Below are 13,957 nucleotides of genomic sequence, written 5' to 3' on the forward strand. Positions count from 1 at the left end.
ATAAAAAATATGAAGAATTAAAAAGTGAAAATGATTTAATTGTTGCAAGTTCTAAAGTTGAGCTAATTGATATTTTAACTAAGAAAAATATTATAAAACCTAATATTAGTCAAGAAGAAATTAATAAAATTATTTTTAAAGTAGATTTATTTAATCTTAAAAAAGAGGGACAAAATTTATTGATTTCTCTTAGAGATACTAAAACAGAAAAAACATCTAATAATGAGAAATTTGGAAATAAATGAATTAATATCTCTATTAATGCTAATGCTAAAAAAGATGTTATTAGAGCAACTAATGATTTATTTGCGGTTTTAGGATATAAAAAAGTAGTTGTTCCAAGTGTTTTAAAAGAAGAAAGTGATTTGAGAAATCCTATTACTAATAAGCTTGAAAAGACATTTAATGTTTATGTAGATGCTTATGAAAATTTGATTGATGAATTATTAGAAAAAGTACCTTATGCTGCACAATGATTAGAAGGATCTCATATTAAAAAAGTTCTTGATGAAAATGGTGTGATGCAATATAAATTAGAAAATGGAAAATATTTAGGTTTTACAAAAGATGATCGTATTGGTTTATGAGCAATTTTAAAAATGTCTGATAATAACTTTAAAGGTATATCAACTGACTTTTTAAAATTTGTTGGAGCTCATGAATATGGACATCATATTACTTTAAATGGTGCTCAGGATTTAGGAAATAAAGGTAGTGATCCAATCTTTATTAGTGCATTAACTCCTGGAGCAACTCCTGATATTAGTAATTACTATAGTCGTGAAGTTGTTGATTTATTTTTAAAAGCACGTACTCATATTGAACTAGAAACAAAACGTCTTTTGGATCAATTTGGAGTAATAAAAGATTATGGAGAATATGCAGTATTTAATTTTGCTAAAAAAGATAAAAATGGAAATATTAACTTTGATACTAAAGATAATCTAGGCATTGAAAAAGATTCTGATATTTGAGGTGTTGATATTGAAGATCCAGATATTAGAAAAGCATTAAGCAACAAAAAAAGAAGATTTCTTCAAGATTTTGCTGGATTATTAGAAGCAGTTAAAGAAAGACAAAAAGAAAATAATTTAACTACTGATGATGATAAAAAGTGATTAACTGCATTTGATTTATGACTTGCTAATGCAATTGATTTTTATTCAGGTACATTAAATCCAACTTTTAATAGTTCAAAACAACAAAATCAAGTTGTTAAGTATATGTATAAAGATGATAAAGGTGTATTAAGATTTCAACCGGCATCTTTAAAAATGTTAGATGGAATTTTAAAAGATGGTAAAGGAAATCCAATTAGATTTAATATTTCAAATAATGGTAAAAGTGTTGAACCTATAGTAGTTAAAGGTCAAAAAGATTCAGAAGGTAAATACTATAAAATTGATGAAGTATTAGTTTATAACAAAGATGGTTCTCCAATAATTAATGTTCCTATTGGTGTAAATCTTAGAGATGAAAACTCAGGATATAATGATCAAAAAACAATAGATTTTATTAATGAAAAAATTAAGGTTGTAGAAAGTACAATTAAATCACTAGTTGTTGATAAGTATTCAATTAATGGATGAAATAAAGAAAACACACGCATATCTTTAGATTCTAAAATTGATTTAAACTATCCTGCAATTAAAAATATTTTTGGTTCTAAAGTACCGAATAATGTTAGTGAAATGTATAAAAATATTTATGCTGATTATGTTTTAAATAGAGATGTAGATAAAGGGTCATATAAGTTTGATGAAAATGGTCAAATATCAAAAGTAAAATATTATAACTTAGATGGTACTAAAGTTGATAGATACTATAATTCAGTTCCCACCCCACCATCTAGTTTAATTTATGCAAACCCTTCAAATTATAAAACAACAGATAGTAATGAGCTAGATTTTAAAACAATATTGCGAACATTATATGCTGCTGGTTTTGTAACATATGGTAACGTTATTAATGCAGGATCTTCTCAAGTTTTATGACTTGCTAAAGATAAAATGTATATGCCAAATGTTAAACTTCAAGAAGCTTATACTGATTTATATTTTTTAAGTAGTTTGCCAAAATATTATGAACAAATATTTGAAGCTAAAAAAGTATTAAAATGAATATCTAAATACACTCCTTTATTTATATCAAATAGTTCAAATAAAACTGGTGTTTGAAATATGGTAGATAGTGAAGGAAAATTTGTAGATTTTAATCTTTTAATAGATAAAGGCTTTGCAAAACCTATTAAATTACAATTAAATTATTCTAGAGTAAAAACACTTGATAGTAATGTATTAAATGGTTTATTTGGAACATTTAAAAATTTTAATAATAGTTTAGAATTTGATAAATATAATGACTGGTTAGATTTTGTAACAGTAGATTTAAGAAAAGCTAAATACAATCAAGAACAAGATAGAGTTGATTGAAGTATTGATTATGTAAAATCTAAAGTTGATATTACTAAGTTTAAAGAAAAATATAAAACAGAAGTAATAAATAAACTTGATTCAATATCTTCAATGAATGAAAATCAAAAACAAGCATTTAAAACTTTTTATCAAAAAGCTAATGCAGATAAAACAGAACAAATTTGAGCAAATGAAATTATGAGAAGATTTAGCTCTTCATATTTTGCAATGTATAATAGTGCGCTTTCAATTGATGAAATTGAAAGTAATAATGATCTTGCCTGAATTTTTGATTCAACACACGGTTATGGTGATTTTAAAAAAGCTAAGTTTAAAATTAAAAATCCTGATAAAAGCAAGTGAGAAATTAGTACTGATGATTTATTAAATGCATATAAAAAATTAGCAAAAGATTTAAATGTTGAAACTAAGCAACTTAATTTAGTTGATTCATTAGTATTTGATAATAAAACTCAACTTTATACAGATCAAACTATGACACATATTTATAATAGAAAATTTGATTTATTAAGCATCTTTTCTTCTTTAGCAACTGCTCAATTTCACACTTCTCCAACTAGAGATGTATTAGATTACTTTTATAAAAAAACTGAACGTAAAGTTAATGAATTGTTCTCAAATTATACTTATAATTTTGCTGAAGTAATTAATCGTGATAATTTACAAATTACTTATTCACCAAGCAATCATGATTTTGGAAATATGCCAAGCTTTTTATCAAACATTAGTGAAGCTACAACCGGTTTAGAGTATGTTGTTGATGGAACTACAACTGCTAAATGAAAAAAAAGAGCAATTAAAATTAATGATCGTGATGGAAGAAATGGTATTGTAAATGCTATTTTAGATTATGAGAAATTAGTTGATAGTGAAGCTAAAAATAAGGCTGAAGCTTTAAATTTAAAATATCGTAATTCTAAACTATCTCAAAAATCTAATTTAAGTGATGATTCAAACTATGATAATAGTTATTTTGGAAAGTTCCAATCAATTAACAATGGTTGGTTTAAAGATAGATGATATCGTGACTTTTTAGACTTTAAACTTTATGATGATAATGGGAATCCAATAAAAGATGACACTATTAGAATTAAAGATTTAGAAAATAAAAAAGTTGATTCAAGAGTAAATGCTTTTTGACAGTTCTATATTCAATCACAAGGTGTTGGTAAACGTAATATAAGTGGTATTTGAAGAGATGCTAATAAAGATGCTGTTGCAATGTTTGGTTATTTATCTAGTGATGTTGCAAATAAAGCAAATTATTTAGCATTTAAAAATCAAAAAACTGGTGAAATTAAAACAATAAAAATTAATAAGCAATTTAGTAGTAATATGTTTTATTACAAAACTCAAAATATTGAAAATGAAGCTAAGTATGAAGCTGCTAAAACTCAAAAAGAAAAAGATAAGATTCGTCACACTTTAGCTCATGAAAAATACAGCTATAAAGATATTAATGGTCAACATACTGGAGTAGGATTTGTTTCTTGGGTTAGTGATTATGCAATAATGTCAAAATATAAAAACGCCTTATTAACACCAGGTCAAAAATATAGTGTTTATTTTTCAAGTGATCAAAATGGAACTAAAGATATTATTAAAACTGATTTAGGTAATTTTGAATCAATTGCCGAAAACGGAAAAACATTTTCACAAGCACCAGTTAGAATGCAAAAAAATAAACAAGTTGCTAAAGTTGATAAAGATGGAACTAAATATTATGAAAATACACTTTATGTTTATGATCAATTTAATGGAGTTAAATAGGAGGAATTATGAAAAAAATAACTAAATTTTTAATTCTTTTTACTGGTTCAACTGCTCTAGTTAGTATAATTGTTCCTTTAGCTGTTATTAATTTAAAAGCTAAAAAAACTATTCGTAATTATGATTTAGGTTTAGTAGCTGAACCAATTAACTCTTTAAACTACATTAAATTTGCATCTGTTAGTAAAGTGTTACCAAGTTTGGTTGAAGCACCATTAAAATCTGGTCCTAGTGAAAATTTAAAAAGAATTTTATCTATTCCTGAAATTCCAATGGGAACATATAATAATGATGTTAAATTAGTTGAATCTGATTTTGAAAAAGGAATAACAACTATTGATAAGTATTTTCAAACTAAAGAGCCATCAAAAAATCCAACTGGTAGATTTTATGCACTTGATGGTTTTGGAAATACTACTGGAACTTTAAGTGCTGATAAAAGTACTTATCATCCTGTAAGTATTTTAGAAAGTAATAATAAAGTTCAATCAGCTAATATTTTATTAAATGATGGACAAAGTAGATGAAGTAATAATGATGAAGTAGTTGCTGATGATTATATTGATGCTATTCATTATATTTTAGATTTATCAACTGGTTCGCAAAGATTAACTAACATCTTACAACGTAAGTTTGCAAACGCACAAACTATTGTTGATTTGCAAAATGAATATATACGTAAATTTGGTGTAACTTACAATAATCCTTTTCAATATCCTGAATTTAAAAAAATTGATAATAAATATCAATATGATGTTTTTAATCCAAATTATAAAAACAAATTATATGCATCTCAAATTGATCACATTTTAAAAAATAGTAATAAATATCGTAATAAAAAACTTACTCAACAACAAATTGAACAAATAAAAAAAGAAGAAAAAGAAGTTTTAGATAAATTACAACAAGCAGTTAAAAAAATAGGTTTATATTCTGGTAGGCTATATTGAAATTATTCAAATAAAGAAATTTTAAGTAGTGTACCTTATTCTCCTGATTTTGATCCAAATGCTGATGAAACTATTATAATGCTTCCTAACTTAGAACGATTAAATCCAAATCTTAGTGTTGAACAACGTAAATTAATTCCTCAAAGAAAAGCTGTAAAAATTAAAAAATATTTATTTACAGATCCTAGACAAAAGTTTAGTAAAGAATTTGATGAACTATTAAAAAAATCAAAAGAGTTAAAGAATAAGTTATCAGTATCTTATAGTGAAAGTAATTCTAAAACTTATAATAATGAAGTAAATAAAGCTTATGGAAATACTAATACTTTATCAAATGAATTTATTGATAGTTTTAATGCTAAAAAATATAGATGGCATCGTGAACTAGCTTTAGATGAATATTCTTTACGTGTTGAATATTCAGCAAGTGAACCTACTTCAGTTTCAAACGTTGTTCAAGATATGTTATCAACATTATTTCCAATTAATAGAAAATTTGTTGAATTAAATGGTGGAATTAACGATTTTGGTTTAACTAAAGAAAGATTTTTAACAACTGGAGCATTTAATCTTGATGAAGTAGTTTTAGGTCCTCAAGGATATTTATTGTTAAGTAAAAATCCAAATTATTATTTAGCACCAAAAACTATTTCAAATAAAATCAAAATTTTCTTTAGTTCAAATCCTAACATTAATGCTACTTTATATGATGATAAGTATATTGCTGCAACTAGAATACCAGCAATTAGTCAATTAGCTTATTGAACTAATGAAGAATATAGAAAGTATATGAAAAAAACTGCTGGTTTTGGAACAATTGCTCTAGCTTTTAATTTAGATCAAGAAAGATATGAGACTTTAGATAAAAACTCTGATTCACGTTATGTTTATGATTCTGATTTAAGAAATGCGATTTATTATGCAATTAATCGTGATGAAATGTTAAATATTGTTGGTTGAAATTCATCATATCCAGTTATTACTTGAACAGCATTTGGTCAAGGTTCCTCATCATTTGGAGATGCTATTGAGATCGCATTTGATCATGATGAAATGTATACAAAAGTTGATGATAAAAAACCAATTCCAGTACAAAATTATAAACATATAGATCATTTATCAAAATCGTATAATTTTGAACACGTTGATAGAACAGATAAAGGTTTTGATTTAAATATTGCTAAAAAATATTTAGATTTGTTTAAACAAAAGCATCCTAATGTTAAATCAATAACTTTAAAATATATTTCAAATTCAACTGATGAACAACAAAATGCTGGTATTGCTTTACAAGACTTTATGAGAAAAGCATTTAATGGATTTATTAATATCGAAATTAAAAGTTTGCCTGAAAATGTTTATGAATATGCAAGAACTAAAGGTGAATTTGATTTATTGTATCGTAATTTTGATGCGTTTGGATCTGATGCTTATAGTTATGTAAGAGTCTTTTTTAGAACTGATGGAATTGATAGTAAAAATGTAAAAACTACAGGATTTAGAAATAATCCATCTGGTTCATTTACTTATGAACAATATTTTAAGCAATTTGGTTATAAATTAGATGAGTTTGGAAACGTAATTATTGATGAAAGACATAAAATTGAAGCTGAAAAATTAAGAAAACGTCTACGTATTGATCAAAAATTATGAAACAAAATTCTTGAACTATCATTTAGAAAATCTAAATATAAAAATAATAAAAATGAAATTAAAACTGAAACACTTAGCGAATATACAGAACGTGTTAATTCATTTTTTACTAATCAATTTACAGCTGAAGAAATAAAAGAACGCTGAACTGAGCAAAGTTCGTTTGGAATTATTGGAGCTTTAGAAAAAATTATTCGTGATGCAGCTCCGGTTGTACCTTTAATGGAAGTTGATACTTATTGAGAAATCTCAAGAGTAAATGGAACTAATAATTTATTTACTTATTCATTACAATTTGCATATGATACAGCCTTTCCACCAAATCCAAAATTACCAACTGATATTAAGGAGGGAGAATAATGAAATCAAAAACAAAATCTAATTTTGTTAATGATTTATCTACATTACCAAAAAATGCTATAGAGCATAAACAATATGTAGATTTTAGTAATAAAATCAAATACGATATTGCCTGACATAAACGTATTTTTAACATTAAAACACCTTGAATTAGTTCTTTATTACGTACTGTCTGAATATTTATTGAATTTTTCATTGTTGCTTTTATTGTTATTACTGCAACTTTCTTTCTAATTAATTTAGTACCCGGTAGCACAGGATTAACTGCTGGACTTGATGAAGCTGCTAAAGCTGCTGTTGAAGAACATTATGGTTTAAACCAACCATTGCTTGTGAGATATGGTATTTATTTATACAACATTCTACATTTAGATTTTGGGATTAGTTTATCTGTATTTCCAGGTGAAAAAATTAATGATTTTGTTTGAGTGAGATTTTATAAAAGTTTTTTAATTGGTATATTTTCAGTAATGTTAACTTTACTAATTGGAATACCTCTAGGGGTTTATGTTGGTATGAATCCAGATAAGCTTCCAGATCATATTGCAACTGTATTAGTTTCAATTTTTTCATCAATTCCATCATTAGTCTTTGCTTTATGATTGTTATTACTAGGTAGATCTGCTGGTATACCATATATTTTTGATCAATCAAATTTAGCATCATACATACTTCCTGGTTTTGCTTTATCTCTTGGTTCTATTATTGTTTATATTAAATATATTAGAACTGAACTAAATAGAGAATTAAATTCTCAACATTGCAAATTTATTTACTTAAAAGGAATAACTAAGCGTAGATTTGTTTGAACTCATGCTTTAAAACCAGCTTTGTTTCCAATAGCAACTTTTTTTCCAGTAGTAATTTTTGGAAGTTTTATTGGTTCGTTATTTATTGAACAAATTTTCTTTATTACTGGATCTGGAGGATTGTTATTAAGTGCAATTACTTCAAAAGATTTTAATATTATTTTGTTTATGGTAATTTTATTTTCACTATTAACTATTTTGTCATATACATGTCGTGATGCTTTATATAAAGTAATTGATCCAAGAGTAAGAAAGAGAGTTTAATATGTCAAAATTATCTCAATTATTCAAAGCTTGACATAATCGTAAAAAAAGAGTTGAATTAAGTCCTACTAATATTGATGGTTTTAATTTAGCTCCTAATAAACTTTTACGTCCTTTAGCTTTTCAACAATGACAAATAGTTGGTAACTTATTAGAATTTAGTGAAACAAATAAAATGCATAATCAAAAAAATGCATTTGTAGAATTCTTTTACCGTTTTTCAAGATCGTTTTCTGGAGTTTTTGGTTTTGTTATTTTGTCAAGTTTAATCATTTTATCTTTAATTATTCCTTTAACTACAAAAGATCCACTAACAATTAATGTAGAAAATAGAAATGAAACATTTTTTACTAATGGTCATATTTTAGGAACTGATGCACTAGGTAGAGATTTGTGAGCTAGATTATGACATGGATTAAGATATTCATTAACTTTATCTGTTGTAGCTACTTTTATTCAAGTAATTATTGGGTTATTTATTGGAATTATGATGGGTCATTTTCGTATATTTGATAAATTAATGACTTTTGTTATTAAAATTATTTCAAATGTACCTTCTATTATTATTCTGATTACTATTACTATTATTATTAAGCCAACATTTTGAGTTATGGTATTTGCATTATCTTTTACTTCTTGAACAGGAATTGCAAATCAAATGCGTTCACAAGTTTTAAGAGCAAAATCATTTGAATGAGTAAGTGCTTCAAAAGTTTTGGGAACCCCAACTTATAAAGTTTTATTAAATTATTTACCAGTTTTAATACCTTTATTAATTACTGAAATTGTTTTTCATATTCCAGGAATTATACTTTCTGAAACTTCTTTAGCATTTATTGGATTATCAATACCAAATGTTGCAACTTTAGGCAATTTAATTAGTGATGGATCTAAAAACTTTACTGTATTTCCTAGATATGTTTTAATTCCTTCATTTATGTTAATATTAGTAACTACTTCTATTCAATTAATGGCTAACTCAGTTCAAGATACATTATTAAGACAAAGATAGGTAGTATATGAAAGTAGAAATTAAGAACCAACAAGGATATAGTAAAAAGTTTAAAACACCCCTTGTTTATAACAATATGCCAACCCCTTTAGATTTATTTGAAATTAAAGATAAAAATAATAAGTCTTATTTACAATTGTTTATAAATTATTGAAAAAATAAATTAGTTACTATTAAAAATCTTTTTAATAAAAATAATGATCAACAAACTGTAGATATTTTTAAAAACGTTGAACAAGAAGAAGTTTTTGGAAAATTAGTTAATGTTGCTGCTCATATTGATGATGTTTATTTATCTTTTAAAAATCCAGCTAATCCTAGAGAAAAAAATATAGTTTTACGTGGACCTAGTTTAAAAATTTATGAAGGAAAAGTTCATGCATTAATTGGTGAATCTGGATCTGGTAAATCAGTAATTACTTCTTTGTTGTATGGATTAAGTGGTTCTAATTCTATTATTGAATCTGGAAGTGTTAAATTGTATGGATTAGAAGTTCATAATTTTAATGAACTTGAATGAGAAAAATCAAAATTACGTGGAAGAATTATTTCAGCTGTGTTTCAAAATCCAATGTCTATATTAGATCCAACTATGAAAATTGGAAATCAAATTATAGAAGGTATGTTAGTAAGTAAAATTGTTCAAACAAAAAAACAAGCATATGAACAAGCATTAAATTATTTAAAACTAACTAAAATTAATAACCCTGAAGCTATTATGAAAAAATATCCTCATGAATTATCTGGAGGAATGATTCAACGTGTTGCCATTGCTTGTATTATTTCATTAAAACCAAAAATTTTAGTAATGGATGAACCAACAACAGCACTTGATCCAACTGTTCAAGCTTTAGTTTTAGATGTTATTAAAGAATTACAAGAACAATTTAAAATAGCTATTGCTTTTATTACTCATGATTTAGGAGTAGTTGCTTCGATTGCTGATTTTATTAATATTATGTATGCTGGTCAAATTGTTGAATCTGGAACTAAAGAAGAGATTTTATTAAACCCACAACATCCTTATACTTGAGGATTGATAACTTCAATGCCAGATTATAATAAAGGAGAAAAATTAGAAGTTATTCGTGGTTCAGTTCCAGCTAATTTAAATAAAATTCAAGGAGATGCTTTTGCTGTTAGAAATGATTATGCATTAGATATTGATTTTTTTGAAGAGCCTCCAATTTATCAAATATCATCAACTCATTTTGTAAAAAGTAACTTATTAAGTTCACAAGCTCCTAAATATACTCCGCCAAAAACTATTTTGAATTTGTGAAAAAAATATAACAAAACACTTAATGTTCTTTATGGTGATGATATTTTTGTAGATGATAAAGTTTATAACAACTATAAAATTAAATCTGAACAACAAAATAACAAAGTTGCACTAAAAATAAAAGAAAATAAAGAATTATTAAAAAACCAAGAGCAAGAAAGGTTATAAATGAGTAAGTATTATATTGAAAAACAACCTTTTAAAAAAGTTTTATATCGTCAAATTAGAAAAGGTACTAATAAAATGTTAAATGCATATAAAGATAAAAAAAGCGTTGTTGAAATTCGTAACCTTGATATTGTTTATGGGTTTGGTGCAAAAGAGTTTACTGCTATTAAAGATTTAAATTTAAACATTTATGATGGAGAAGTTCTAGGTTTGGTTGGTGAATCTGGATCTGGTAAATCAACTATTGGAAGAAGTATTATTGGATTAACACCCCATAGTTTTGGTCAAATTAAAATATTAGATAGAATTATTCCTAAAAATATTGATAGAGGTAATAAATTTAGTAAAAAGCATAAAGATATTATTAATTTTATGGTTAATAAAGTGCAAATGATTTTTCAAGATCCAACTAATTCATTAAATCCTTTTAAAGATGTTAAAACTGTAGTTGGTGAAGGATTATCAAATACTAAAAATGCAAAATTAATTTATATTACTGATTTTGATGAAAAAGTTTATAACAATATTGTTAGTCAAGTTAATCAGTTTGATAAATTAACTACTAAAATACCTGATTATGCTGATCAAATGACTAAATTAACATATGATTTAGATAATTCTTATAAACTTGTTTTTAAAGACTTATTAAAGACACTTGGTGAGTATAAAAATTCTGATAAAGATTTTTTTACTCCCTTTTATAACAAGTTAATTGAATCAGAAAAACAAAGACAAACTTTAGTTGAATTAAGTGAAAAAGAATGTAAACAACGATTAATTGTTGAAATTTTAAAGCAAGTTGGACTTGATGAAAGTGTATTGTCTCGTTATCCTTTAGAGTTTTCTGGTGGTCAACAACAACGTTTAGGAATTTGTCGATCTGTTGTTTTACGTCCTAAGTTGTTGATTGCTGATGAACCAATTTCAGCACTAGATGTATCTATTCAAGCTCAAGTTATTAATATTTTTAATGAGTTAAAGAAAAAATATAATTTAACTATATTATTTATTGCTCATGATTTAAGAATGGTTGAGTATATTTCAGATAGAATTGCTGTAATTAATAAAGGTGTTTTATTAGAAATAGGACCAACTAATGAAATTATTAATAATGCTTATCATCCTTATACTAAAAGTTTATTAGATGCTGTTCCTTCAATTGAAAGTGAAAAAGGTTCTTTAATTGGATCGATTTATGATCATAACATTCATAAATATGATAAAAACAACCAACCATCATGACATCATGTTGGAAAGAATCATTTTGTTTTAGCAACTGATTCAGAATTAGCGGTTTATAAGTTTGAAAAGCAAAAATTAAATAAATAAAAAGCTAGTTCAACCCTATAAATAGTTTTTTGTTTAATTATGTACGATTTTTAAAATTTTTACATTATTATAAAGTTTAAATTCAATTTTATATATATATATATATATATATATATATAAAATTTTATTTTCAAATAAAAACAGCGCTAAATAAGCGCTATTACCTACGTTTCCCAGTTTAAGCATAAAACAAAAAAACATACTTATGTAAATTTTTGATCTCATAAGTTATGTTTTTTATAATGTAATGTCTAAGTGACTTTTTCTTTTGTTAAAAGCTCTAATAATATTTGATAAGTTTGCCAACTTTCTTGTAACTCATCATTATACACTTGTATAGTTTCGATTTTTTGTTTATTTACAAATACTTCAATTTCTTTAACTTCTTTGATAACATTAATCACTTTATGCTCAGTGATTTTGCTTTTTCCAGTCAGTCCTAATTTTGAATTTAGAATGTAGATGATGTAGTTTAAAAACACTAATGAAATGAAACATAAACAAATGTAACCAACAATATGGTTTCAAGTTGATAAATACATTGGACGAAGAGATAATTTACCTTTTAATGTCTTGAAATTAGACTCAATTTGTCATTGTTTTGAATATAAATTAATAACTTCTTTTACTGATAAATCTGTTCTGTTTGTTTCATAAACATAGTATCCATCATATTTTTGATCTTCTTGTATTTTTTCTATGTCAAGTTCATAAAATGCACCTTTGTTTATAGGTTTAAAGAATCTATATTTTTTAGATCCCGCTAAATCATCACAAGAAACAAGATTATCTTTATTCATTTTCTTAGTGAAATTTTGAATTAAAATGTCTCTATCGTTTTTGTCTTTAGTTGCTCGTTTTTGACTAAAACTAATTATTTGTCTTCTAAAATGTCCATTAATTCTTTTTTTATTGTATGAAGATGCAATATCACGAGTTTTGTATATCAAACCACCATCATTTATATAATCTTTTTCATCTAATATATACTCTTTAAATTGTTTGCTTCCAGCTTTCATTCTGTATGAGATTATGTATTTTCAATTCTTAGATTCTAAAAATCTAATATTTCTATTAACACTCATTCCTTTGTCAGCAATTATAGTTACACTGTTAACTTCATAAATATCTGCAATTTCAAGCATAAATGGTATTAAAGTATTTGAATCAGCAACATTTCCTGGAAATATTTTGTAGTGTAACGGTATTCCATTTTCATCAGTTGCCATACCTATAACAATCTGGTCTTCTTTAAATTTTCCATCTTTTGAATAACCAGTTTTTTTATAACCTTCACGAGAAAATGTTTCAAAATAAGTAGTTGTTGCGTCAAATCATAATACATCAATTTTTCTATTGGTATTTGCACAAATTTTTGCATTTAAATTTCTTAAAATTTCATCTTTGTTTTTTGCTATATAGTCTAATGATCTATAAAATGAATTTTTTGAATGAGTGTCTATTTTTTCTTTTTTTGCTGTCTTATAAGTGTTAAAAACACTTATTGGATTTTTAATTCTTTGATAAATCAACTGTAAAACAACATCTTTTAATGTTGTCGATTTTGTGGGAGAACAATCATTAAAAATATTGAAATAATCAAATAGTTTTTCAACTACTTCGTAACCTTTAAACCTTTCATCTAATTTAGTTCTTGCTTGTTCTTTTGTTCAAGACAATGGAAAGTTTGCAATAATTGCTTTGATAATTGCTAGCGGATCATCATGATATTGTTTTAATTCATGTAAATATCCATATCCTAATCTATATACAAAACCTTTGTTATCTGGTCTTGGCACTCCAATTGATAAGTATTCGCCTTTTTTAACTCTTGCTATTGATGTTCTTCATTGTCTTTTTACATCATTTCTTGACTTCTTCACGTCTTTATTATATCATATTTAAGCATAAAAGCATAATAAATT

At 25.4% G+C, this 13,957-nt stretch carries 6 protein-coding genes and 1 pseudogene; 6 read left to right on the plus strand and 1 reads right to left on the minus strand.

Annotated features, from left to right (window positions below; all coding sequences use genetic code 4):
- Positions 1–5 precede the first annotated feature (5 nt).
- The 6 genes and pseudogenes from V2P32_RS04370 to V2P32_RS04395 form a co-directional block, all read left to right on the plus strand.
- Positions 6–4,205: pseudogene (locus V2P32_RS04370) on the plus strand (hypothetical protein); the annotation flags it as partial.
- Positions 4,206–4,213: 8 nt separating this feature from the next.
- Entirely contained in the window at positions 4,214–7,168 is a 2,955-nt protein-coding gene (locus V2P32_RS04375; protein WP_434343466.1) for an ABC transporter substrate-binding protein, read from the plus strand.
- On the plus strand, positions 7,168–8,241 hold the full coding sequence (locus V2P32_RS04380; RefSeq protein ID WP_434343467.1) for an ABC transporter permease: 1,074 nt from the start codon (positions 7,168–7,170) through the stop codon (positions 8,239–8,241). Before V2P32_RS04375 ends, V2P32_RS04380 begins: the two co-directional genes overlap by 1 nt.
- Before the next feature lies 1 nt (position 8,242).
- On the plus strand, positions 8,243–9,253 hold the full coding sequence (locus V2P32_RS04385) for an ABC transporter permease (RefSeq protein ID WP_434343468.1): 1,011 nt from the start codon (positions 8,243–8,245) through the stop codon (positions 9,251–9,253).
- Positions 9,254–9,260: 7 nt separating this feature from the next.
- Entirely contained in the window at positions 9,261–10,703 is a 1,443-nt protein-coding gene (locus V2P32_RS04390) for an ABC transporter ATP-binding protein (protein ID WP_434343469.1), read from the plus strand.
- The gene (locus V2P32_RS04395) at positions 10,704–12,032 is read left to right on the plus strand and encodes an ABC transporter ATP-binding protein (RefSeq protein WP_434343470.1); all 1,329 of its coding nucleotides are present in this window, start codon (positions 10,704–10,706) and stop codon (positions 12,030–12,032) included.
- Positions 12,033–12,283: 251 nt separating this feature from the next.
- Here V2P32_RS04395 and V2P32_RS04400 read toward each other — a convergent pair whose 3' ends face one another.
- A complete protein-coding gene (locus V2P32_RS04400; RefSeq protein WP_434343471.1) occupies positions 12,284–13,915 on the minus strand; it encodes an IS1634 family transposase in 1,632 nt (543 codons plus the stop codon).
- Between the last annotated feature and the right edge of the window lie 42 nt (positions 13,916–13,957).

Origin of the sequence: Mycoplasma sp. 06067-C1-B144P-99-0482-3 (assembly GCF_051053925.1) — a bacterium.
GTDB classification, from domain to species: domain Bacteria; phylum Bacillota_I; class Bacilli_A; order Mycoplasmatales; family Mycoplasmataceae; genus Mycoplasma; species Mycoplasma leachii.